At 70.3% G+C, this 22,063-nt stretch carries 19 protein-coding genes; 9 read left to right on the forward strand and 10 right to left on the reverse strand.

Annotation, left to right across the window (positions count from 1 at the left end; genetic code table 11):
* Nucleotides 1-110 precede the first annotated feature (110 nt).
* The 3 genes from QNA08_RS11250 to QNA08_RS11260 all read left to right on the forward strand — a co-directional run bounded on the left by QNA08_RS11250 (nt 111) and on the right by QNA08_RS11260 (nt 2,925).
* Nucleotides 111-1,748 (forward strand): GMC family oxidoreductase, encoded by a 1,638-nt coding sequence (locus QNA08_RS11250; RefSeq protein WP_283740806.1) that lies wholly within the window; start codon nt 111-113, stop codon nt 1,746-1,748.
* Between the two features lie 71 nt (nt 1,749-1,819).
* Nucleotides 1,820-2,443 (forward strand): LysE family translocator, encoded by a 624-nt coding sequence (locus tag QNA08_RS11255; RefSeq protein WP_283740943.1) that lies wholly within the window; start codon nt 1,820-1,822, stop codon nt 2,441-2,443.
* The gene (locus tag QNA08_RS11260) at nt 2,440-2,925 is read left to right on the forward strand and encodes an MmcB family DNA repair protein (protein ID WP_283740807.1); all 486 of its coding nucleotides are present in this window, start codon (nt 2,440-2,442) and stop codon (nt 2,923-2,925) included. Before QNA08_RS11255 ends, QNA08_RS11260 begins: the two co-directional genes overlap by 4 nt.
* A 31-nt stretch (nt 2,926-2,956) precedes the next feature.
* On the opposite strand, the gene QNA08_RS11265 is transcribed toward QNA08_RS11260, so the two are convergent.
* Both QNA08_RS11265 and QNA08_RS11270 read right to left on the reverse strand, forming a co-directional pair.
* Entirely contained in the window at nt 2,957-3,511 is a 555-nt protein-coding gene (locus tag QNA08_RS11265) for an ActR/PrrA/RegA family redox response regulator transcription factor (RefSeq protein WP_283740808.1), read from the reverse strand.
* A gap of 72 nt (nt 3,512-3,583) precedes the next feature.
* Complete coding sequence (locus QNA08_RS11270) at nt 3,584-4,936, reverse strand: ActS/PrrB/RegB family redox-sensitive histidine kinase (protein WP_283740809.1); 1,353 nt, start codon at nt 4,934-4,936, stop codon at nt 3,584-3,586.
* Nucleotides 4,937-5,384: 448 nt separating this feature from the next.
* Here QNA08_RS11270 and QNA08_RS11275 point away from each other — a divergent pair, with 448 nt between their 5' ends.
* From QNA08_RS11275 to QNA08_RS11285, 3 genes are all read left to right on the forward strand, one after another.
* The gene (locus tag QNA08_RS11275; protein ID WP_283740810.1) at nt 5,385-6,662 is read left to right on the forward strand and encodes a polyhydroxyalkanoate depolymerase; all 1,278 of its coding nucleotides are present in this window, start codon (nt 5,385-5,387) and stop codon (nt 6,660-6,662) included.
* Nucleotides 6,663-6,723: 61 nt separating this feature from the next.
* Nucleotides 6,724-7,467: a M48 family metallopeptidase gene (locus tag QNA08_RS11280; protein WP_283740811.1), complete on the forward strand. Its 744-nt coding sequence runs from the start codon at nt 6,724-6,726 to the stop codon at nt 7,465-7,467.
* A gap of 141 nt (nt 7,468-7,608) precedes the next feature.
* Nucleotides 7,609-8,802, forward strand: coding sequence for a multidrug effflux MFS transporter (locus tag QNA08_RS11285; RefSeq protein ID WP_283740812.1), 1,194 nt, complete (start codon nt 7,609-7,611; stop codon nt 8,800-8,802).
* Nucleotides 8,803-8,814: 12 nt separating this feature from the next.
* Here QNA08_RS11285 and QNA08_RS11290 read toward each other — a convergent pair whose 3' ends face one another.
* Nucleotides 8,815-10,899: a penicillin-binding protein 1A gene (locus QNA08_RS11290; protein WP_283740944.1), complete on the reverse strand. Its 2,085-nt coding sequence runs from the start codon at nt 10,897-10,899 to the stop codon at nt 8,815-8,817.
* 828 nt (nt 10,900-11,727) lie between these two features.
* Here QNA08_RS11290 and QNA08_RS11295 point away from each other — a divergent pair.
* Together QNA08_RS11295 and QNA08_RS11300 are read left to right on the forward strand one after the other, a co-directional pair.
* Nucleotides 11,728-13,599: a potassium/proton antiporter gene (locus QNA08_RS11295; RefSeq protein WP_283740813.1), complete on the forward strand. Its 1,872-nt coding sequence runs from the start codon at nt 11,728-11,730 to the stop codon at nt 13,597-13,599.
* Between the two features lie 230 nt (nt 13,600-13,829).
* On the forward strand, nt 13,830-14,090 hold the full coding sequence (locus QNA08_RS11300) for a hypothetical protein (protein ID WP_283740814.1): 261 nt from the start codon (nt 13,830-13,832) through the stop codon (nt 14,088-14,090).
* Nucleotides 14,091-14,254: 164 nt separating this feature from the next.
* Here the strand turns inward: QNA08_RS11300 and QNA08_RS11305 are convergent, their stop codons facing one another.
* Nucleotides 14,255-15,454, reverse strand: a complete 1,200-nt coding sequence (locus QNA08_RS11305; protein ID WP_283740815.1) for an aminotransferase class V-fold PLP-dependent enzyme — start codon at nt 15,452-15,454, stop codon at nt 14,255-14,257.
* Between the two features lie 128 nt (nt 15,455-15,582).
* Here QNA08_RS11305 and QNA08_RS11310 point away from each other — a divergent pair, with 128 nt between their 5' ends.
* Complete coding sequence (locus QNA08_RS11310) at nt 15,583-16,401, forward strand: IclR family transcriptional regulator (protein ID WP_283740816.1); 819 nt, start codon at nt 15,583-15,585, stop codon at nt 16,399-16,401.
* 25 nt (nt 16,402-16,426) lie between these two features.
* Here the strand turns inward: QNA08_RS11310 and QNA08_RS11315 are convergent, their stop codons facing one another.
* The 6 genes from QNA08_RS11315 to QNA08_RS11340 form a co-directional block, all read right to left on the reverse strand.
* On the reverse strand, nt 16,427-16,906 hold the full coding sequence (locus tag QNA08_RS11315) for a RidA family protein (RefSeq protein ID WP_283740945.1): 480 nt from the start codon (nt 16,904-16,906) through the stop codon (nt 16,427-16,429).
* 38 nt (nt 16,907-16,944) lie between these two features.
* Nucleotides 16,945-17,946: an ABC transporter ATP-binding protein gene (locus QNA08_RS11320; RefSeq protein WP_283740817.1), complete on the reverse strand. Its 1,002-nt coding sequence runs from the start codon at nt 17,944-17,946 to the stop codon at nt 16,945-16,947.
* Nucleotides 17,943-18,962, reverse strand: coding sequence for an ABC transporter ATP-binding protein (locus tag QNA08_RS11325; protein ID WP_283740818.1), 1,020 nt, complete (start codon nt 18,960-18,962; stop codon nt 17,943-17,945). Before QNA08_RS11325 ends, QNA08_RS11320 begins: the two co-directional genes overlap by 4 nt.
* Nucleotides 18,959-20,173 carry an amidohydrolase/deacetylase family metallohydrolase gene (locus tag QNA08_RS11330; protein ID WP_283740819.1) on the reverse strand — a complete coding sequence of 405 codons (1,215 nt, stop codon included), beginning with the start codon at nt 20,171-20,173 and terminating at the stop codon, nt 18,959-18,961. Before QNA08_RS11330 ends, QNA08_RS11325 begins: the two co-directional genes overlap by 4 nt.
* Nucleotides 20,174-20,240: 67 nt before the next feature.
* A complete protein-coding gene (locus QNA08_RS11335; protein WP_283740820.1) occupies nt 20,241-21,110 on the reverse strand; it encodes an ABC transporter permease in 870 nt (289 codons plus the stop codon).
* A complete protein-coding gene (locus tag QNA08_RS11340) occupies nt 21,110-22,051 on the reverse strand; it encodes an ABC transporter permease (RefSeq protein WP_283740821.1) in 942 nt (313 codons plus the stop codon). Before QNA08_RS11340 ends, QNA08_RS11335 begins: the two co-directional genes overlap by 1 nt.
* Nucleotides 22,052-22,063 lie beyond the last annotated feature (12 nt).

Below are 22,063 nucleotides of genomic sequence, written 5' to 3' on the forward strand. Positions count from 1 at the left end.
TGCCAGTCGGGACCGCGCATAGCCGCCGCTTGCCACCGCCGGCGTGTTGGGGCGCACTTCGCCTGAGAACGGCGGCCCGATTCCGGGAAGGCCGCCCGGGGAGGAAGCCGATGAACGATGCGCCGCGCGAGATGGGCCGGTTCGACTATGTGATCGTGGGCGCCGGATCGGCTGGCTGCGTGCTCGCCAATCGCCTCTCCGCGGACCCGGGCAAGCGCGTACTCGTGCTGGAGGCCGGCGGCAGCGACGACTGGATCTGGTTCCACATCCCTGTCGGCTATCTCTTCGCCATCGGCAATCCGCGCGCCGACTGGATGTTCCGCACCGAGACGGAGCCGGGCTTGAACGGTCGCGCCCTCGCCTATCCGCGCGGCAAGGTGATCGGCGGGTCATCGGCCATCAACGGCATGATCTACATGCGCGGCCAGGCGGCCGACTACGACGGCTGGCGCCAGCTCGGCCTCGCCGGGTGGGGCTGGGACGACGTGCTGCCCTACTTCCTGCGCATGGAGGATCATGCGAGCCCACCCAATGTCCTGCACGGCACGGGCGGGGAATGGCGCGTGGAATACCCCCGCGTGCGTTGGGACCTGCTCGACGCCGTGCGTGATGCCGCCGAGAGCATCGGCATCCCCAAGGTCGAGGATTTCAACACCGGCGACAACGAGGGATGCTCCTATTTCCAGGTGAACCAGAAGAACGGCCGTCGCTGGAGCGCGGCGCGCGGCTTCCTGAAGCCGGTGCTGCGCCGCCCCAACCTCGCGCTGGAGACGGGCGTGCGCGTCGAGCGCGTGCTCTTCGAAGGCCGGCGGGCCACGGGCGTGGTCTTCGCGCGGGGCGGCGAACGCCTGTTCGCGCGGGCCGAGGGAGAGGTGATCCTCGCCGCCGGTGCGATCGGTTCGCCGCAACTCCTCGAGCTCTCCGGGCTCGGTCAGGGCGCGCGGCTCGCGGGCCTCGGCATCCCGGTGCTGCACGACCTGCCGGGTGTCGGCGAGAATCTGCAGGACCATCTGCAGCTTCGGCCGATCTACAAGGTCACCGGCGTGCGCACGCTCAACACCGACTACCGGAAACTCTGGAAGCGGGCCCTGATGGGACTCGAATATGCGCTGCGCCGCACCGGGCCCCTGACCGCGGCCCCGTCCCAGCTCGGCATCTTCACCCGCTCGTCGGCGGACTACGCCACGCCGAATCTCGAGTACCACGTGCAGCCTCTGTCGCTCGAGAAATTCGGCGGCGCCCTGCACCCCTTCCCCGCCTTCACGGCGAGCGTGTGCAATCTGCGCCCCACGAGTCGCGGCTCCGTCCACGCCGGCGGGCCCGATCCGGCGATCCCGCCCGCGATCCGCCCGAACTATCTCTCGACGGACGCCGACCGGCGCGTGGCGGTTGACGCCATCCGCCTGACGCGCCGCCTCGTTGCCGCCCCGCCCCTGGCGCGCTTCCGGCCGGAGGAGTTCAAGCCCGGCGCGCATGTCGTCTCCGACGACGATCTGGTGATCGCCGCGGGCGACATCGGCACGACCATCTTCCACCCGGTCGGCACGGCGAAGATGGGGACGGACGGTGATCCGGGCGCCGTGCTCGACGCCCGCCTCAGGGTGCGTGGCATCGAGGCGCTGCGCGTCGTCGACGCTTCGGCCATGCCCCTCATCACCTCCGGCAATACCAACTCGCCGACAATGATGATCGCCGAGAAGGGGGCGGAGATGATTCTCGCCGATGCGCGCGGCGGCGCGGTGCGCTAACCTCTCGCGACGATCGGCCCGCGGGCACCGGAGAGGAGACGATGATCGCAACCGTCCTGACGCCCGAGATCATGGCACCCGAGACATGGGCGGCCTTTGTCGCGACTTCGGCGGTGCTTCTCGTCATTCCCGGTCCGACCATCCTGCTCGTGGTGTCCTATGCGCTCGGCCAGGGGCGGAGGGCGGCCATGCCGCTCGTCGCCGGTGTGGCCCTCGGCGATGCCACGGCCATGACCCTGTCGATGCTCGGCCTCGGCGCGCTCCTCGCGACATCGGCGACCCTGTTCACGGCGCTCAAATGGGCGGGCGCGGCCTATCTCGTCTATCTCGGCGTGAAGCTGTGGCGTGCCGACCCGACCGGTCTGGCCGAAGCGGCGCCGGAGGGGCGGTGGCCGCTGGGGATGCTGGCGCATGCCTGGCTCGTCACCTCGCTCAATCCGAAGAGCATCGTCTTCTTCGTCGCCTTCCTGCCGCAGTTCCTCGACGTGTCGCGGCCGGTCCTGCCGCAGATGGCCGTCTTCGAGGCAACCTTCGTCGCGCTCGCGGCGCTCAATGCGTTCATCTACGCGTTTGTTGCGGCGAGCGCGCGCCGCGCGGTGCGCCACCCCGCCGCCCTCAAGGTGGTGAACCGCACGGCCGGTGGCCTGCTGGTCGGCGCGGCGATCGCCGCCGTCGCCTGGAAGCGCGCGCAATGAGCCTTCTCGTCGCCCGTCCCTCGCCGCTCGACGACGGCCGCCAGTCACCCGCCGCGGCGAGCCTGCAGCGGGGCGTGCGCCGGCTCTTCGCCGGCCTTGGCCATGCGAGCGTCACCGAATTGACGCTCGCCTCGGGCCGACGCGCCGACGTAGTCGCCCTCGCGCCCGACGGCACGCTGACGATCGTGGAGATCAAGTCGAGCGTCGTCGATTTCCGCACCGACGGAAAATGGCACACCTACCGCGATTTCTGCGATCGGCTGCACTTCGCCGTCGGGCATGATTTCCCCACCGAGATCCTGCCCGAGGACGTCGGGATCATCGTGGCCGACGCCTATGGCGCCGCCATCCTTCGGGAGGCGCCGGTGCATCCGCTCGCCGGTGCACGGCGCAAGGCCGTCACCCTGCGCTTCGCGCAGGCTGCGGCGGCAAGGCTCCACGCCCTCTCCGATCCGGAGGCCGCTGCCGGGCTCGGTCTCTAGCAGCCGCTGCGGCGACCGCCACCCCGGTGCCTCAGCGCGGGGCGCGTTTGGCGAGGATGCGCTGCAGGGTGCGGCGGTGCATGTTGAGCCGCCGCGCCGTCTCCGAGACGTTGCGCCCGCACAGCTCGTAGACGCGCTGGATGTGCTCCCAGCGCACGCGGTCGGCCGACATCGGGTTTTCCGGCGGCAGCGCCCGGCTGCCGGGCTGGGCCATGAGCGTGGCGTGGATCTCGTCAGCGTCGGCGGGCTTGGCGAGATAGTCGTAGGCGCCGAGCTTCACGGCAGTCACGGCCGTTGCGATATTGCCGTAGCCCGTCAGGATGACGCCGCGCGCATCGGGACGCCGGTCCTTGAGCCTGGTGATGACATCGAGGCCGTTGCCGTCGGTCAGGCGCATGTCGATGACGGCGAAGGCTGGCGGCTGCTCGTCGATGGCGGCGAGGCCGTCGGCCACGGTCTCGGCGGTGCGCACGACGTAGCCGCGCGCTTCCATCGCGCGCGCGAGGCGCGTGAGGAAGGGGCGGTCGTCGTCCACGATCAGGAGGCTGCGGTCCGCGACAGCCTCGCCCAGCTGAGTGTCCGTCATCATGTCCTCGTCGGCTCGGTAATGAGTTTGTCTATGCAACGGCTGGAATTCTGCCTGAATAGATAGGCATTTTCACGCGTCTGTCACATGCAGGAGGCGCGTCGCCCGTGCCGCCGGCGGGAGATCGCGCTCGAAGGCCGCCCGCGGCCAGGCCACGGTCACCACCGCACCGTGCTCGGGCGCGGCGGCGTTCGTGAAGGTGATGCTCGCCCCCGAGCGCTCGAGCAGCGTCTTGGCGATGAACAGCCCGAGGCCGAGGCCGCTGCCGGCGTCCTCGGTGCCGCGCCGGTGCGCCCCGCGCGTGGTGACATAGGGCTCGCCGAGGCGCAGCAGCACCTCCGGCGCGAAGCCGGGGCCGTCGTCGTGCACTGTGACGCTGACGCTGTCGCTCGTCCACCGCGCCTCGATGCCGACGCCGGCGCGGGCGAAGTCGAGCGCATTGTCCACGAGATTGCCGAGGCCGTAGAGGATGCCTGGATTGCGCCGGCAGACGGGCTCCGGTGCCTCCCCTTGCCGGACCACCGTGATGGGCACGCCGAAGGGGCGCTGGGGGCCGGCCACTTCCTCGATGAGGTGGCTGAGCGTCATGTGCTCGAGCGGCCCTGCCTCCTCCGTGCTGAGCGAGGTGAGCTTGCCCAGGATCTCGCGGCAGCGATCCACCTGGTCGCGCAAGAGGGCGATGTCCTCGGTGAAGGGGCCTTCCTTGGGTGCGAGGCGGCTCAGCTCCTTGGCGACGAGCGTGATGGTGGCCAGCGGCGTGCCGAGCTCGTGCGCGGCCGCGGCCGCGAGCCCATCGAGCTGCGACAGGTGCTGCTCGCGCGCCAGCACGAGCTCGGTCGCCGTGAGCGCCGCTGCGAGGTCGCGCGCCTCCTCCGCCACGCGCCAGGCATAGACGCCGGTGAAGGCGAGGCCGAGCAGGATCGCGCACCAGATGCCTGCCACGTAGAGGAAGGGGAGCTGCAGGGTTTCTCCGGGGATCCACGGCAGCGGGCGATGATAGAAGACGAGCGCCGTGGCGCTGATCACCGCCAGGATGCCGAGGACGAGCGTGCGCCCGGGGGGCAGGGCCGTCGCCGAGATCAGGACCGGCGCGAGGAAGAGCAGCGCGAAGGGGTTTTCGAGCCCGCCGGTGAGATAGAGGAGCGCCGCGAGCTGTAGGATGTCGTAGCCGAGCAGGATCGACGCCGCCGTGTCGCCGAGGCGGTAGCTCACGGGGTAGCGGATGCGCAGGGCGATGTTCAGCCAAGCGGAAATGGCGATGGCGAGGAAGCAGAGCCCGAAGGGCAGCGGGAAGCCGAGGCCGAAATGCACCCCGGCGACCGCCGTACTCTGGCCGATCACGGCGAGCCAGCGCAGCCTGACCAGGGTGTCGAGCCGCAGATGCTGGGCGTCGCGGCCCGGATCGGTCACAGCCGTATCGGCCATGTCGCCTCCCTCCAGCGCTTTCGCCCGGCACCATCGCCCGGCGTGATCGGCGGTGATTCTTGCCGCTAAACCCTCGGCAGTCGCCCCACAAGCCTCCTTCGACACGTCCGGAGCATGCTCCCGGCGTTTCACGGCCCGGTTATCGACAGGTTTTCCACCGCCTTCCGGCACCCTTCTCCGAGCCGTCGGCGCAACAGGGCGCTCTTGCGGCAAATTAACGCTGTTTTTCATCGACTTGCAGCGGAATGTGACGCGTCACGGAGCTTTGCTGCGGAGCATCATTCCGCCCGACTTACGCACCGGAAGTTGGGCAACGCTCAGGATTCATTAGCCTTTCGTAGGTTTGAATCGTTTCATTGAAACGTTACATTGCACGCCGGTTTGTGCGTTGCACCCAACGGGGTCGATTCGCTTGGACGGAGGGCCCCGCCCGAATAAGGGGGTGGGAATGAACCTCGCCTACTACTGGTACGAAGCGGCGCACGCCGCCGTCGGCCCGGCCCGCATGCTCTCGGATGCGACGCGGCTCCTGTTCAACAACCCGGCCAACCCGCTCACCTACACCACCTACGGCCGCACCATCTCGGCCGCCTGCGAGCTGTTCGAGCGCTCGACTCGCCGCTACAGCAAGCCGGAATTCGGCCTCTCGACGACGCTCGTCGGCGGCGAGCGCGTGGCTGTGCGCGAGCGCGTGGTGTGGGAGCGGCCGTTCTGCAGCCTCCTGCATTTCGAACGTGCGCTCGGGCACGCCAAGCCCGTACGCCAGCCGAAGCTGCTCATCGTGGCGCCGATGTCCGGCCACTACGCCACGCTGCTGCGCGGCACGGTGGAAGCCTTCCTGCCGACCCACGAGGTCTACATCACCGACTGGGCGGACGCCCGCACGGTGCCGCTCGCGGAAGGGCGCTTCGACCTCGACGACTACATCGACTATGTCATCTCGATGCTGCATGTCCTCGGCCCCGACGTGCACGTGATGGCCGTGTGTCAGCCGGCAGTGCCGGTGATCGCCGCGGTGGCGCGCGTGGAGGCGGAGGGCGATTCGCGGGCGCCGCGCTCCATGATCCTGATGGGCGGGCCGATCGATACGCGCCGGTCGCCGACGGCCGTCAACCAGCTCGCCAAGGAGCGGGGGACGGACTGGTTCCGGCGCAACTGCATCGTCACCGTGCCGATGAGCTATCCGGGCTTCATGCGCGACGTCTATCCCGGATTCCTGCAGCTCTCGGGCTTCATGGCCATGAATCTCGACCGGCACCTCACGGCGCATTGGGAGATGTTCAACCATCTCGTCGAGGGCGACGGCGATTCCGCCGAGAAGCACCGTGAATTCTACGACGAATATCTCGCGGTGATGGACCTGACCGCCGAGTTCTACCTGCAGACGGTTGACACCGTCTTCGTGCGGCATGCCCTGCCCAAGGGGCGCATGATGCACCGCGACAAGCCCGTCGATCTCGCCGCCATCCGCCGCACGGCCCTGATGACCGTCGAGGGCGAGAAGGACGACATCTCGGGTGTCGGCCAGACGAAGGCGGCGCACGACCTGTGCGTGAACCTGCCCGACGATCTCAAGGTGCACCACCTGCAGAAGGGCGTCGGGCACTACGGCGTCTTCAACGGCTCGCGCTTCCGCGCCGAGATCGCGCCGCGCATCGCCGACTTCATCGCCACCATCGAGGCCGAGGCGGGCGGCCGCAAGGGTCGCCGGCTGGCGGCGGAGTGAGCACCGGTCGCTGCCGCGGCACCGGATGACAGGCTTTCGCCGCCACCGCATCATGCCGGCCATGCGGGTCAGTCTCTTCCGGCGCGCGGCGCCCGATCCCGACCACATCAGCGTCGTGCACGGCGGAGAGCTGTTCCGGGTCGCCGTGCGGCGACGCGCGGCCGCACGGCGCTTCACCTTGCGCGTGTCAAACGCGACCGGCGAGATTGTCCTGACGCTGCCGGTGGGGGGCGACCTCAAGGCTGCAACCCGGTTCGTCGAGGCGCATGGGGCCTGGATCGCGGCGCGCCTCCAGCGTCTGCCCGAGCGCATCCTTCTCCGGCCGGGCGATACGGTGCCCCTGCGCGGCGTTCCCCACCGCATCCTGCACCGGGTCGGCGAGCGCGGGCCCGTCGCCGCGGGTACGGATGGCGAGGGCCGCGCGGTCATCGCGGTTTCGGGCGAGGCGCCGCATGTGCCGCGCCGGGTGCGCGACTTCCTGCGCCGCGAGGCCGAGCGCGACCTCGCCGAGGCGGTGGCGCGCCACACCGCGGCCCTCGGCCGGCGCGGCAGGGCGATCACGGTGCGCGACACCACGAGCCGCTGGGGCTCGTGCACGGCGAGCGGGCGCCTCAATTTCTCCTGGCGGCTGATCCTCGCACCACCCTTCGTCCTCGACTATCTCGCCGCTCACGAGGTTGCTCATCTTGCGGAGATGAACCATTCGCATCGCTTCTGGCGCGTCGTGCACGGGCTCTGCCCCCGCACGCAGGAGGCGGAGCGCTGGCTCAAGCGCCACGGCGCCGAACTGCACCGCTACGGCTGACGGCCGCCCGACCTGCGCGGGCCGGCGCGACGGCCGGTGTCGGCTCGACAGGCCGCCGCCTGCCGGTTACACCCGCAACCATCTCGCGGCCGGCGTCGCGCCGCCGTGTCCCGTCCCTCGAGCCCGAGAGCCCGGAGCTTCATGCGCCTTCGTCCCGACACGCTCGCCATGACGGCGGTGCTCGCCCTGCTCACCGCGCTCGGGCCCCTGTCGACGGATATGTATCTGCCCTCGCTCCCGGCCATCGCGCGGGATTTCGGCACGACGACCGCCGCCGTGCAGGCGACGCTCTCGGCCTTCCTCTTCGGCTTCGCCGCCGGCCAGCTCGTCTACGGTCCCCTCTCCGACAAGTTCGGCCGCAAGCCCGTCCTCCTCGGCGGCCTCGCCCTCTTCATCGCGGCGACGGCCGCCTGCGCCTTCGCGCCCAATGTGGAGGCGCTGATCCTCGCGCGCTTTTTCCAGGCGCTCGGCGGCTCCGGACCCATCGTGCTCGCCCGCGCCGTCGTGCGGGATCTCTACGAGGGGCCGCGCGCGGGGCGCGAGCTGTCGCGCATGGGCACCATCATGGGCCTCGTGCCGGCCCTGGCGCCGGTCCTCGGCGGCTTCCTGCAGACGTGGTTCGGCTGGCGCTCGGTCTTCCTCGCGAGCCTCCTCTTCAGCCTGGGCCTCGGGGCGACGGTCGTCCTCACCCTGCCCGAAACGCTGCGTGCCCGTTCGCAGGACCCCCTGTCGCTGCTCGGGGTGGCGCGCGGTTTCGCCGTGCTGCTGCAGCATCGCGGCTATCGCCTGTACGTCGCCCTGTCGGCACTCACCTATACAGGGCTCTTCGCCTTCATCTCCGGTTCGTCCTTCGTGCTGCAGGGGGTCTATGGCCTCGGCGAGATCGCCTTCGGCCTGTCCTTCGCCTCTGTCGTCCTCGGCTACATCGCCGGAACGGTCGTGGCGCAGCGCCTCGTCGGCCGGCTGGGCCTCGACGGCACCATCGGGCTCGGTGTCGCCTGCCTGTGCGCCGGCGGGCTCGTCATGCTGGGCCTCGTGCTCGTCGGCACCGGCTCTTCCTTCGAGATCACCCTGCCGATGGCGCTCTACACGATGGGGGTCGGCCTCACGATGCCCCAGGCGGCCGCGGCCGCGATGATGCCCTTTCCGGAGCGTGCCGGCGCAGCCTCGTCCCTGCTCGGTATCTGCCAGATGACGCTGGCGGCCCTCGTCGGCCTCTTCGTCGGCCACATGCTGCGCGGCTCGGCGGTGCCGCTGCCGGCAACCATCGCCGCCTTGGGCGTCGTCGCCTTCCTGATCAACCGCTTCGGCAGCCGGATCGGCGCGGCCACGTGAGACGAGGCGCGACTATCCCCCGAAGAGCTGTTCCAGAAGGCCGCGCTCGCGCCGTGGCGGCGGCACGGCTCGTTGACCGGCGACCGCGCCTGGAGGCCGCAGGCCGCCGTCCGCCGGCTGGGTGATCGCCTGCGCGGGTGCGGAGCCCTGCGCAGCCGGCGGCAGCGGCTGGGTCAGGGGCGCCGCCCCTTCTCCATCGTCCACCGGCGCGGCCTGGCGGCGCCACGGCTCGCCGGGGAGCGGCGCCGGTGTCTGGCCCTGCAGGGCGACCTTCATGAACTGCGTCCACGCTTCGAGCGGCAGGTTCGAGCCCGTGACGCGCTTCATCGGCGTGTTGTCGTCGTTACCGAGCCAGACGCCGGTGACGAGCCTGCTCGAGAAGCCGACGAACCACGCATCGCGGTATTCCTGCGTGGTGCCGCTCTTGCCGGCGAGCTCCCAGCCGGGGATGTTGCCCTTGCGCCCCGTGCCCGAGGCCATGACCTCGTGCAGCATGCCGTTGATCATGCCGACATAGGGAGGGTCGATCACGCGGCCGAGGTCGGTCGGCGTGCGCTTGTAGACGACCTCTCCGTCGGTCGTCTTCACCTGCCTGATGACATAGGGGATGACGCCGGTGCCGCCGTTGGCGAAGGCAGCATAGGCGGCGACGAGCTCGATGGGCCGCACCTCCGACGTGCCGAGGGCAAGCGCCGGCGTCGCCTGCAACGACGAGGTGACACCGAGGCGTTGGGCCGTGCGCACCGCCGCCTGCGGCCCCATCTCCAGGATGAGCCGGGCCGTCACCGTGTTGATCGAGTGGGCGAGCGCAGTGGTCAGCGTCATCGGTCCGCTGTAGCGGCGCGAATAGTTCTCCGGCTGCCAGCCCTTGTAGTTGATCGGGGCGTCCTCCCGCACGCTGTCCGGCGTCAGGCCGTTCTCCAGGGCGGCGAGGAAGACGAAGGGCTTGAAGGAGGAGCCGGGCTGGCGCTTGGCGGCGGTGGCGCGGTTGAACTGGCTCTCGCCGTAGTTGCGTCCACCGACGAGGGCCTTGATGGCGCCGTCCGGCGCCAGCGAGACGAGGGCGCCCTGCCGCACGCCGAACTTGGCGCCGTTGCGGTCGAGCTCCTCGACGATGGCGCGCTCGGCCGCGGCCTGCAGGCGGTTGTCCACCGTCGTCTCGACGACGATGTCCTTTTCCACCGTGCCGATGAAGTCATCCAGCACATCCATGACGTAATCGGCGGCGTAGTTGACCGATCCGGCGCCGCGCGGCCGCACGGCGGTGGCAGGATTGCTGAGCGCCGTCTTCGCCTCGGCCGCGCTGATGAAGCCCTCCTCTGCCATCGCGGTGAGCACGAGCTGGCCGCGCGCCTGCGCTGCGTCGGGGTTGCGGTTGGGGGCAAGCCGCGACGGCGCCTGCACGAGGCCGGCGAGCACCGCGGCTTCGGACAGCGTCACGTCCTTCGCAGGCTTCCCGAAGTAGCGCAGCGCCGCCGCCTCCACGCCGTAGGAGCCAGCGCCGAAATAGACGCGGTTGAGATAGAGCTCGAGGATCTGGGCCTTGCTGAATTTCTGCTCTAGCCAGAGCGCCAGGATCGCCTCCTGGATCTTGCGCGAGGCGGTGCGCTCCTGCGTCAGGAAGAGGTTCTTGGCGAGCTGTTGCGTCAGCGTCGAGCCGCCCTGCGCAACCCCGCGCGATGTCACGTTGCGCACGACCGCGCGGGCGATGCCCATGGGATCAATGCCGAAGTGGCTGTAGAAGCGCCGGTCCTCGATGGCGATGAAGGCCTTCGGCAGGTAGGGCGGCAGATCCTTGAGCGACACCGCCTGGCCGCCCGTGTCGCCGCGGTTGGCGAGGAGCGAGCCGTCGGCGGACAGAATAGCGACGTTCGGGGGGCGCTTGGGCACCGCGAGCTGGTCGATGGGCGGCAGCTGTGCGAAGTGATAGGCGACGACGCCGGCGATGCCGATGATGCCCCACAGGCCGATGACGCAGGCGATGTAGACGAGATGGCCGAGGAAGGAGCGCTGGCGCCGGCCGCCGCCGCGCCGCCCCGCCCCGCCGCTGCGGCGCCCACCGCTGCCGCCGTTCCTGGCGCTCCTGCGAGGGCTCATGGCCGCCTCCTCGTGGCTGTGGCGCGCCGTGGGCGCCGGGTGCTGTGCCGCCCGCTCCGTGGCGTCACGCCGGGCGGCCGGGCGGTGGCTCGCGGCAAGCGGGTCGTCGACCGGCGCGATCGTCGGCTCGAAGGTCGGCTCGCGCCGCCGACCGGATCTGGCGGCGGCCGCCGTCTCGCGGCTGCGCGTTCCGGGGCGCGCCGGGCCGGCCGAGGCACGGTCCGCGTGCGAGAGACCGAAATCGAGCGTCTCGGGCGCGTGGTCCCAGGCTGCTTCGCCGAAGCCCGGCTCGCGCCGCCGTCCCGTGCCGTAACCCTCAGCCATGCGTCCTGCTCGAAGTCTCGCGTCAGTTCCGCCGGAGGGCGCCCGGCAGTGTCCGATCTCCGTTCCATCGCGCGGGCCTGCGCGTCCGTGCGTTCCAGCACCGCCCATCCGTCCGACACGCTCTTGCGAGGGTAAATATGGCGGATTAAGGGGCGGTTACGGCTGCGTGACCGCCTTTCCGCCGCAGGATTGTTGTGCGGCGCACGCGTCCGCGGCGAAAATCGCCCTGAGCGCCCGAATCTTTCAGCTTTCGCCCGAATTTGGGCAAGCTCGGTTGCGATCTCATCCTCGCGATTCGGTTTCCACGGGAATTCCCCGGTTTCCGGGAGAGGTTCGTGCCGCGATCCTCGCCGGCGGGCGTCCGGGCGGCGCGCGGCCCGGGCTGTCCCGCGGAAGCGGTCGGGGCTCGGGTGGACGCAAGGCTCGCAGGCCAACCCCACGGGTTGGCCTTTCGTTCCGCCGGGGCGGCGATAGACGTCGGGCGAAAGGTGGGTTCAGGGGCGGATGGATAGCATCTCTCTCGTCAATTCACTGCTCCTGTTCGGGGCGGGCCTCGTCGTCCTCGGCATCGCCTCGAGCCTCATCGCCTCGCGCTTCGGCGCGCCGCTCCTCCTCGTCTTCCTCGTCCTTGGCATGGCGGCGGGCGAGAACGGCCCGGGCGGCATCGCCTTCAGCGACTATCGCACCACCTATCTCATCGGCTCGCTGGCGCTGGCCATCATCCTGTTCGACGGCGGCCTCAGGACGCGCCTTGCCGGCGTGCGCGGCGCCGTGGCGCCCGCGACGCTTCTCGCCACCGCCGGCGTGGTGCTGACGGCGGGGCTCACCGGCTTCGTCGCCAAGCTGGTGCTCGGCCTCGGCTGGCTGGAGGGTCTGCTCGTCGGCTCGGTCGTCGCCTCGACCGACGCCGCGGCCGTCTTCTTCCTCATGCGCGCCGGCGGCCTGCAGCTGCGGCGCCGCGTCAACGCCACGCTCGAGATCGAATCGGCGACGAACGATCCCGTCGCCGTGTTCCTCGTCGTGCTGCTGGTCGAGCTCGTGCTCGCCGGGGAAGGGGCCCCCACCTGGGAGGTGGCCAATCTCCTCGTCCGCCAGGGGCTCGTCGGGGCCGCGCTCGGCCTCTCGGCCGGGCTCGGCATGTCGTGGGTGCTGAACCGCATCGCCTTTCCCGCCGGCCTCCACCCGCTGCTCGTCGTCGCATCCGCCGTATTCATCTACGCGCTCGCGGCGATCGCCGACGGGTCGGGCTTCCTCGCTGTCTATCTGGCGGGACTCGTCCTTGGCAACCGGCCGGTACGCGCCTTCGCTTCCATCCTGAGCTTCCATGACGCGGCGACCTGGCTGTGCCAGATCGTCATGTTCCTTGTCCTCGGTCTGCTCGTCACGCCGGCGAAGCTCGTCGGCTACGCGCTGCCGGCGCTCGTCATCGCGCTCTTCCTCATCCTCGTCGGCCGGCCCGTCGCCGTGTGGCTCTGCCTCACGCCCTTCCGCTTCTCGCGCATGGAGAAGGCCTTCGTCTCCTGGGTGGGGCTGCGCGGGGCGGTCTCCATCTTCCTGGCCGCCATCCCGACGCTCTCGGGCGTGCCGAACGCCGAGGTCTATTTCAACGTCGCCTTCTTCGTCGTCCTGGTCTCCCTGCTCGTACAGGGTTGGAGCGTGACGGTCGCCGCCCGGCGCTCGGGCGTGGCGCTCGCCGACCCGGCGCCGGAGGTGAGCCGCGTCGAGATCGACCTGCCCGGCCAGCTCGATCTCGAAATGGTCGGCTACCCCATCCTCGCCGACAGCCCGGTCATGGACCGCGGCACGCTGCCCTCCTGGGCGCGGGCGGTGCTCATCGTGCGCGGCGGGGAGGTGCTGACGCCGGAGCAGGCGGGCGTCCTGCGCATTGGCGACTACGGCTATTTTCTCGCGCCGCCCGAGCGAGTGAAGCGCCTTGACCGTCTCTTCGCCGCCTTCGAAGGGCATCACGACAGGGCCCTCTCCGGCGTCTTCATATTCGGCCCCGAGGTCAAGCTCGGCGACCTCGCTGGCGCCTACGGCATCCCCGTGGCGGAGGACATGGGCGACATGTCGCTCGGCGCGCTCTTCGCCGATACCTTCGAGGAAGGCGTGCGCGAGGGCGACCGGATCGCACTCGGACCCGTGACCCTGGTGGCGCGGGGCGCCGACGACGGTGTCGTGACGACGGTGGCGCTCATCCCGGAGGAGCCGCCCGAAGGGGCTTCGGCAACGGCGACCCCCGGCCTGGACCGCAGCCTCGCCCTGGCCGAGCGTCTCGGTGATCTGGTCATGCGGATGTCGCGCGAAGCCGTGCGGCGGTCGGGAGAGGTCCTTCGCCGCACGTGGTGGGCTGTCAGCCGGCGCCGGTTGGGCTGAGGCGCACGGTGCCCCCTCGCCGAAGAGCCGTCCGGTGTCCCGCCCAGGCGCCGACGGCGACATCGCGATCGGCCCCCTTACATTGAAATAAGTATAAATTATTGATTTTTCTTGATATTTTCCGCCATGGCCGTTAGCGACGAGGAGGGCGCGCGGACAATGTCCGGGAGCCCTGCAAGACAGGCCTTGGCGCGGGGCCTTGAACCCCGGTCGGGCAAGGAGGTCATGTCATGTCGTTCGTCGCCCTGCCGCGCGCCCCCTATCGGGTGGCGCCCTTCGAATTCGTTCTGTGTCTGCTCGCGAGCCTCGTCGCCTTCGCCGGTTTGGCCGCCTCGGCCAGGGGCGGCAGGGCAATGGTCGAGGTCACCGACATCACCGGCCGCCCGATGACGGGGCGTGAGGAGGCCATGAGCGGGGCGGCGCTTCGCACGCTTGCGGGCTCGCCGGCCGGGGCGAGCCATCGGCCGGGAGCCGCAGTGACGCGCCGGTGATGGTACTCGGCGCCGGCCTCACCGCATGGAGGCCCGGCTCGCCCCGCCCGGCGGGTCGCAAGGCGCGCCTCCCGCCGGTGGACAGGCGCTACCGGGGCAGTCCGGAGCGTCGCAGACCTTCGCCCCGCCGCGCGCCGACCCGCGGCCCCCCGGGGGCGTGCACCTCAGTCCGGCCAGCGCATCAGCGCCTCGGCGCGGCGGTTGCGGCGGCGTTCGAGCGGCGTGGCGATGATCTCGTTGGAGCGCTGGGCCTTGTCGAGTTCCTCGCCGAGGCGCCTTGCCACGATCGTCTCCTCGCCCGGGTGCAGGTTGCACGGGTCGAGATAGAAGTAGCCGTGCTCGATCTCGTGGTCGCGCACGATGATCGGGACCTCGCCGGCGGCGAGGGCGTCGGCGAGGTCCCAGGCCGTGATGTGTGCCTCCTCCGGCCGCAGGTTGACGCGCAGGCGCTCGAGCGGGTTGTGGGTCGGGTCGGGCTCGATCGCGGCGCTGACGCCGGGCCGCCCGGCGAGCGTCCGTTCCCAGAGCTCCAGATGCGCCGTCTCGCGGGCGCGCACGGCGGCGTGGTCGCGCCGCTCCCAGGCCTCGAGCGCGGCCATGGTGCCGAACATGCTCTCCTTGCCGACCTTCATGCCGCGACCGATGCCGAGGTTCTGCAGGAACGAGGCGCGCACCAGGTCCTTCCGCCCGGCCACGATGCCCGCCGTCGGCCCGCCGAGGAATTTGTGGGCCGAATAGAGCGCAAGGTCGGCGCCCTGCGCCAGAAAGCCCCGGAGATCATATTCGGAGGCGGCGTCGACGATGACCGGCACACCCTTGCCGTGACAGACGGCGACGAACTCGTCGAGCGGCACGAGGCCGTACTGCACCGTGTGATGCGAGACGACGTAGACGGCCGCCGCCGTGCGCTCGGTGATGGCGCCCTCGAGATGGTAGCGCCGGGCCGAGGTCGCCTGGCCGACGGGCACGACCTTCGCACCGGCGAGGCGGATCGCCTGGTCGATCGGCGCGCCGTAGCTCACCACATGGCCCATCTGGATGACGACTTCGTTCCTGAGGCCGGTGGTATCGGGCAGGCGTTCGATGGCGGCGAGATCCGGCCCGGTCATGGCTGCGGCGACGGCCAGCGTGATGCCGGCCGAGCAGGAGGCGGTGACGAAGCCCGCCTCCCCGCCCGTCAGCCGGGCGATGACGGGGCTCACCTTTCGCTGCAGGTCGTCGATCTCGACGAACTGCGGCAGGATGGCGGTCATCGCCGCGATCGCCTCCGGGACCGCTATGGAAGCGCCGAGCGAGGTCATCGTCCCCGACACGTTGATGACGGGGCGCAGGCCCAATGTCACACGGATGTCCTGATCGCTCATGCTGCTCTCCTCTCGGACAGGCTGCCGCCCGTGATGTTCCGGTCCGTTGGAATGCCTGACATTATTGTGTAGTGGTGGTGTATGATTGCCCGGCCAGATCGCTGCCGGAACGGGGAAGGAGCCCGCCCGTGGATGTGAGAACACCGCACAGCCGCGCCACCGCCGATAGCCAGGAGACGCAGGGCGCCCGCCGTTCGCGCGTGAGCGGCATCGACCGGGCCCTGCAGGTACTCGACCATCTGCTCGAGACAGGCACACCCGCCGGCGCCTATGCCATCGCCAAGGCGATCGGCGCGCCCCTGTCGACGGCCTACGTCATCATCGACGATCTCGTCGAGAAGGGCCTGCTCAGCCGGCGCGGCGACGGCTGCGTCTGGCTGGGGCCGCGGCTCTATCACTACGGCCTCGCCTATGCCCGCTCGCTCGACTTCCTCGACGTCGCGACCCGCGAGATGCACGAGCTCTGCCGCCTGTCGGAGGAGACCGTGCAGGTCTGCGGCCGCGACGGCGACCATATGGTCGTGCTCGCCATGGCTGACGGCCCCGGCCATTTCCGCGTCACGTCGCGCATCGGCACGCGCGTGCCGCTGAACTGGACGGCGTCGGGGCGCCTCCTCGTCGGTCACCTGCCGGAGGCGGAGCGCCTGGCCTTGTTCACGCGCTGTGCCAAGGCCTCGCCCACCGGCCGCGCCGAGACCGATCCTGCGACGCTCGCGCGCGCAGCGGGCGTGGCGCTCGGCGAGCGTCTGTCGATCCAGGCAGGCGAATCCGACTATGCGGTGGCCTGCGTCGCCTCGCCCATCGTCGACGCGAGCGGGGCCTGCGTCGCCACGATCTCCATCGTCCTGCCCGAGCACAAGGTCGCGCAGGACAGCGCGCGCTACACCGATGCCGTCAAGGCGGCGGCGGAGCGCATCGAGACGACACTCGGCTGGCGCGGGCATTAGGAGCCGCTCCCTCGGCAGGGGCGCATCAATCCCTCACTGCCACGATCGCCTCGATCTCGACGGTGATGTTGCCCGGCAGCGAGCCGAAGCCGACGGCGGAGCGCGCGTGCCGCCCCGCCTCTCCGAAGACGGCGACGAAGAGATCGGAGCAGCCGTTGATCACCTGTGGATGATCCGCAAAGTCGGGCGTGCCGTTGACCATGCCGAGGAGCTTCACGACGCGCCTGACACGACCGAGGTCGCCGAGCGCCGCATGCATGACGGCGATGAGATTGAGACCGGCGAGCCGTGCATGGGCATAGGCCTCCTCGACGCTCACGTCGGCGCCGACCTTGCCGGCATGGAGATGGCCGTCCGCCTCGCGCGGGCCCTGGCCGGAGAGGAAGAGCAGATCGCCCTCGCGCACGTGGGTGACGAAGTTGGCGATCGGCGGCGGCGCCTTCGGCAGCGCGAGGCCGAGCGCCGCGAGCCGCGCGTAGGGCGTGTCGGCGGCAGCGCGGTCCATCTGGTCGACGGCGTGGGTCACACGAAACTCCTGAAAGGTCATGCGGCGAGTTCGGCCTGGCGGATGCAGGCGACGACATGATCGGGGCCGACCGCCTCGGCCGGTGGCACGACTTGGGCGCAGGCGCCGATGGCGTGCGGGCAGCGGGTGCGGAAGACACAGCCGGACGGCGGGTCGAGAGGACTCGGGATATCGCCCCGGAGTACGACGCGCTCCCGGCGCGCCCTGGGGTCGGGCACCGGCGAGGTGGAGAGGAGCGCACGCGTGTAGGGGTGGCGCGGGTTGGCGTAGACGCGGCGGCTCGGGCCGCGTTCCATGACGCGGCCGAGATACATCACCACCACCTCGTCGCAGAGACATTCGACGACCGAGAGGTCATGGGCGATGAACAGCATCGTCAGGCCATGGGCCTGCTGCAGGTCCTGGATCAGGTTGAGGATCTGCGCCTGCACCGAAACGTCGAGCGCCGACACGGGCTCGTCGGCGACGATGAATTCCGGCTCGACGGCGAGCGCCCGGGCGATGCCGATGCGCTGGCGCTGGCCGCCGGAGAACTCGTGCGGGTAGCGGCGCGCATGCTCCGGGTTGAGGCCCACGCGCGTCAGCAGCTCGGCGATGCGCTCGCGGCGCGCGGCGCCGCGGGCGAGACCGTGGGTGTCGAGGGCCTCGCTGATGATGTCCTCGACTCTGAGGCGCGGATTGAGGCTCGAATAGGGGTCCTGGAACACAATCTGCAGGCGCCGGCGACAGGTGCGCATCTGTCGCTCGGAGAGAGCGAACAGGTCGACGCCGTCGAACACGGCGCGGCCGCCGGACGGCTCGATGAGCCGCAACAGGCAGCGCCCGACCGTCGTCTTGCCCGAGCCCGACTCGCCCACGAGCCCGACGATCGTGCCGCGCCTGATCGTGAAGCTCACGTCGTCGACGGCCTTCACGAGGCCGGACTTGGCCGGGAACTGCTTGCACAGGTGCTCGACGGAGAGCAGCGTGCCGCCCTGCCGCGCGCGCACGTCGCTCTCGGGATGGGTCACGACAGTCATAGCGCCTCGTGCCTCCAGCAACGGGAGAGATGGGCGACCTCGGCTGCGACGAGGGGCGGGCCGGGATCCTTCGTGCAGACGTCGACGACATAGGGGCAGCGCGCCGCGAAGCTGCAGCCCGCAGGCAGCGCCGTCACGTTGGGCACGTTGCCCGGGATCGGGTTGAGGCGCAGGCGCTCGCCCGCCGCGCCGCGGTCGCGGCTCGCGTCGGGAATGCAGGCGAGGAGGCCCCTGGTGTAGGGGTGCTTCTGGCGCTCGAAGAGCCGGGTGACCGGGGCCTGCTCGACGACGCGGCCGGCATACATGACGACGACCTCGTGCGCGATCTCGGCGACGACGCCGAGATTGTGCGTGACGAAGAGGATCGACATGCCGATCTGCGCCTGCAGACGCCGCAGCAGATCGAGGATCTGCGCCTGGATCGTCACGTCGAGGGCGGTCGTCGGCTCGTCGGCGATGAGGAGCGAGGGGGTGCAGGCGAGGGCGAGGGCGATCATGACGCGCTGGCGCATGCCCCCGGACATCTGGTGCGGATAGTCATCGAGGCGCCGCTCCGCCGCCGGGATCTCGACGAGTTCGAGCATGCGCTTCGCCCGCGCGCGGGCGGCCGCGCGCCCGACCGGCTCGTGCAGGAGGATCATCTCGCTGATCTGGTCGCCGACGGTGAAGAGCGGGTTGAGGCTCGTCATCGGCTCCTGGAAGATCATGGCGATCTCCCGGCCGCGCACGGCGCGCATCGCCTTCTCGGGGAGCTCAGCGATGTCGACCATGCTGCCGTCCCGCCGGCGGTAGAGGATGCGCCCGCCGATGATGCGCCCCGGAGGAGCGAGGAGCCGCATGATCGACAGGCTCGTCACCGACTTGCCCGACCCCGACTCGCCGACGACGGCGACCGTCTCGCCCCGGCGCACGGAAAAGCTCACGCCGTCGACGGATTTCGCCACCCGGCGGCCCAGTTCGAAATGGGTCCTCAGGTCCTCGACCTGCAGGACGACATCCGCAGCGAGCTCGGTCATCGCGACAACACCCATCCGCAGTGAGGGCAGGCCGAGCCGTTCAATGAGCCGCCGCGGGCCTCGTAGCGGCCGGCGCGGATCGCCTCGGCGCCGAGGATCGTCCAGCGCGGTTCGATGAGCCGGCTCAAGGTCGCCGCGTCGCCCATCGAATCGACGATCCTGAGATCGGCGTCCCGGACCTCGAAGACGGTGAATTCCGCGCGCGCGCCCGGCCCGAGGAGCCCGTCCGTCGGCAGGCCGATCACGCTCGCGGGCGCGAGCGTCGTCGCTTCCACCACCTTGTCGAAGGGCATGCCGATGGCGAGGAGCTTCGACATGGTGGTGGCGAGATCCCAGACGGGATTGTCGAGCGAGCGGTTGTGCAGGTCGGTCGAGATGGAGAAGGGCAGAAGCCCCCTTTTGATGGCGACCTCCGCCACGCGGAAGGAGAAGGACGCCCCGCCGTGGCCGACGTCGAGGCGGATGCCCTCGCCGGCGCAGCGCTCGGCGAGCGCGAAGAGATCCTCGTCCTCGATGAGGCTGCCGCCGGCCTTGCCGTTGAAGCAGTGGGTCACGACGTCGCCGGGTCCGAGCACCCCGAGCACCTCGTCGTAGAGCGGCGGCGGCTCGCCCACGTGCACCATCAGAGGCAGCTTGAGGATCTTGGCGACCTTCTTTGCCACCTTGACGGGGGTGATGCCCCAGGAGCCGAGGATGACGTGGCTTGCGCGCACCTTCAGGCCGACGATGACGTCGCGATGCTTCTCGACGCAGGCGATGGTGCGGTCGATGTCGATCGAGCGGATGTCGATGAGCTCGCTCACGCGGTTGCAGGCGACGAGGCCGATCGAGCCGATGTTGAGAAAGGCCCTGATGCGCTCACGCGCCCTGTCGATGACGAACTCGCGGAAGCCCTCGAAACTCGCCTCGCCCGCCGAGCCCGCGTCGACGATGGTCGCGACCCCGCGCTCGACGCCGCAGAGCGACGGGCGGATCGAGATGTCGGTGCCGCCGTGCCAGACATGGGCGTGCAGGTCGATCCAGCCGGGCGATACCCAGGCGCCCTTGCCGTCGATGCGCGTCACGCCCGCCGGCGCGGCGAGCGACGGTCCGACCGCCGCGATGCGCCCGTCGCCGCCGACGAGGATGTCGAGGGGGCCGCGGGGCGTGCCGGGGCCGAAGGCGACCGGCCTGACGTCGGCGAGGAGAAGGGGCCCGGGGGCGGTGGACATGGCGGTGCTCACTGTGCGTCGAAGGCGGCGGGGCGGCGGCGCCCGCCTCTGAAGGTCGCGGCGCGCATCACAGGTCCTTCCTCAGGCGCGGATCGAGCACGTCGCGCAGGCCGTCGCCGACCATCTGCAGCGACAGCACCGAGAGCACGATGGCGACGCCCGGGAAGAGGGTCATCCAGTCGGCCTGGCCGATGTATTGGCGGCCGGCGGCAATCATCGTGCCCCATGTCGGCACCTCGGGGCTGACGCCGAGGCCGAGGAAGGAGAGCCCGGCCTCCGCCAGCATGGCGTAGGCGAAGATGAAGGTGCCCTGCACCAGGATGGGCGAGACAAGATTGCGCAGCACGTGCCGCGTCATGATGCGCGGCGTGGAAACGCCCAGCGCCCGGGCCGCCTCCACATAGGGCAGCTCGCGGATGACAAGCGTCGAGGCGCGCACGATGCGGGCGAGGCGCGGCGCATAGACGATGCCGAGCGCCACGATGACGGTGACGAGCGACGGCCCCAGGGCGGCGACGAGGGCGATGGCGAGCAGGATGTCGGGGAAGGCCATCATCGCGTCGATGATGCGCGCGATCGGCGTGTCGAGCCGGCGGAAGAAGCCGGCGCACAGGCCGAGCGTGACGCCGAGGACCGCCGCCATGACGACGACCGCGCCGCCGACGAGGAGCGACAGGCGCCCGGCGTAGATGGTGCGCGAGAAGACGTCGCGGCCGAACTCGTCGGTGCCGAAGAGCCAGGTGCCGCCCGGCGGCTTCAGCCGGTTGACGACCGAAAGCTTGTTGGGCGCATAGGGAGCGATGAGCGGCGCGAGGATCGCGAGGGCGGCGATGAGGCCGAGCACGACGAGGCCGACGACGACCGTCCTGCGCTTGAGGAGAAGGCCGAGGAGCCTCACGCGCTCGCTGTTACCGGCAGTGGGAGCGGACGCGGCCATCAGTAGCGCACCCTCGGATCGACGACGAGGTAGAGCATGTCGATCGCGAAATTGATGAGAACGTAGAGCGCGGCGATGACGAGCAGCGCTCCCTGGATGACGGGATAGTCGCGGCGCAGCACGGCCGAGACGACGAGATTGCCGACGCCGGGCAGGCCGAAGACCGTCTCGGTGATGACCGCTCCCGAGACGAGGAGCGCGGCGGTGAGGCCGATGACGGTGAGGATCGGGATAAGGGCGTTCTTGAAGGCGTGGCGCATGACCACGCGGAACTCGCCCATGCCCTTGGAGCGCGCGGTGCGCACGTAATCGTCGCCGAGCACGTCGAGCATCGAGGCGCGGGTGAAGCGCAGGATGAGCGCCGAGGAGACGACGCCGAGCGCGAGTGCCGGCAGGGCGAGATGCTGCAGGCGGACGAGGAAGCCGGCATCCGGCCCGCCATAGCCCGAGACGGGGAAGAGGCCGAAGCGCACGGCGAAGAACTGGATGAAGATGAGGCCGAGCCAGAAGCTCGGGATGCTCGCGGCGAGCATCGCCGCCGTCGTCGCCGCCTGGTCGAACAGCGAACCGCGCCGGTAGGCGGCGTAGATGCCGATCGGCAGCGCGATCAGGCTCGCGATCAGGATCGAGAACAGTGTCAGGAAGAAGGTCGGCTCGGCCCGCTCGGCGAGTGCGGTCGTCACCGGGCGGTCAAGGAAGATCGACTGGCCGAGGTCGCCCTGCAGGAGCTGCCCGAGGAAATAGACATACTGGACGACGAGCGGCTGATCGAGGCCGAGGCGGGCACGCAGGGTCGCCACGTCCTGCGCCGTGGCGTCGGGCCCGAGCATGACGGCGGCGGGATCGCCTGGCGCGACGCGGACGATGACGAAGACGATCGTCACCACCACGAACATCACGGCGAGCATGCCGAGGAAGCGTTGAAGGATGTAGCGGGCCATCTGCCTGTCGCG

It is taken from the genome of Chelatococcus albus, assembly GCF_030067675.1.
GTDB classification, from domain to species: domain Bacteria; phylum Pseudomonadota; class Alphaproteobacteria; order Rhizobiales; family Beijerinckiaceae; genus Chelatococcus_A; species Chelatococcus_A albus.

Excerpts from the sequence above, each read along its gene's own strand:
- QNA08_RS11250 (WP_283740806.1), top strand. The coding sequence starts at position 111 with ATGAACGATGCGCCGCGCGAGATGGGCCGGTTCGACTATGTGATCGTG.
- QNA08_RS11255 (WP_283740943.1), top strand. The coding sequence starts at position 1,820 with ATGGCACCCGAGACATGGGCGGCCTTTGTCGCGACTTCGGCGGTGCTT.
- QNA08_RS11260 (WP_283740807.1), top strand. The coding sequence starts at position 2,440 with ATGAGCCTTCTCGTCGCCCGTCCCTCGCCGCTCGACGACGGCCGCCAG.
- QNA08_RS11265 (WP_283740808.1), bottom strand. The coding sequence starts at position 3,511 with ATGACGGACACTCAGCTGGGCGAGGCTGTCGCGGACCGCAGCCTCCTG.
- QNA08_RS11270 (WP_283740809.1), bottom strand. The coding sequence starts at position 4,936 with ATGGCCGATACGGCTGTGACCGATCCGGGCCGCGACGCCCAGCATCTG.
- QNA08_RS11275 (WP_283740810.1), top strand. The coding sequence starts at position 5,385 with ATGAACCTCGCCTACTACTGGTACGAAGCGGCGCACGCCGCCGTCGGC.
- QNA08_RS11280 (WP_283740811.1), top strand. The coding sequence starts at position 6,724 with ATGCGGGTCAGTCTCTTCCGGCGCGCGGCGCCCGATCCCGACCACATC.
- QNA08_RS11285 (WP_283740812.1), top strand. The coding sequence starts at position 7,609 with ATGCGCCTTCGTCCCGACACGCTCGCCATGACGGCGGTGCTCGCCCTG.
- QNA08_RS11290 (WP_283740944.1), bottom strand. The coding sequence starts at position 10,899 with ATGAGCCCTCGCAGGAGCGCCAGGAACGGCGGCAGCGGTGGGCGCCGC.
- QNA08_RS11295 (WP_283740813.1), top strand. The coding sequence starts at position 11,728 with ATGGATAGCATCTCTCTCGTCAATTCACTGCTCCTGTTCGGGGCGGGC.
- QNA08_RS11300 (WP_283740814.1), top strand. The coding sequence starts at position 13,830 with ATGTCGTTCGTCGCCCTGCCGCGCGCCCCCTATCGGGTGGCGCCCTTC.
- QNA08_RS11305 (WP_283740815.1), bottom strand. The coding sequence starts at position 15,454 with ATGAGCGATCAGGACATCCGTGTGACATTGGGCCTGCGCCCCGTCATC.
- QNA08_RS11315 (WP_283740945.1), bottom strand. The coding sequence starts at position 16,906 with ATGGACCGCGCTGCCGCCGACACGCCCTACGCGCGGCTCGCGGCGCTC.
- QNA08_RS11320 (WP_283740817.1), bottom strand. The coding sequence starts at position 17,946 with ATGACTGTCGTGACCCATCCCGAGAGCGACGTGCGCGCGCGGCAGGGC.
- QNA08_RS11325 (WP_283740818.1), bottom strand. The coding sequence starts at position 18,962 with ATGACCGAGCTCGCTGCGGATGTCGTCCTGCAGGTCGAGGACCTGAGG.
- QNA08_RS11330 (WP_283740819.1), bottom strand. The coding sequence starts at position 20,173 with ATGTCCACCGCCCCCGGGCCCCTTCTCCTCGCCGACGTCAGGCCGGTC.
- QNA08_RS11335 (WP_283740820.1), bottom strand. The coding sequence starts at position 21,110 with ATGGCCGCGTCCGCTCCCACTGCCGGTAACAGCGAGCGCGTGAGGCTC.
- QNA08_RS11340 (WP_283740821.1), bottom strand. The coding sequence starts at position 22,051 with ATGGCCCGCTACATCCTTCAACGCTTCCTCGGCATGCTCGCCGTGATG.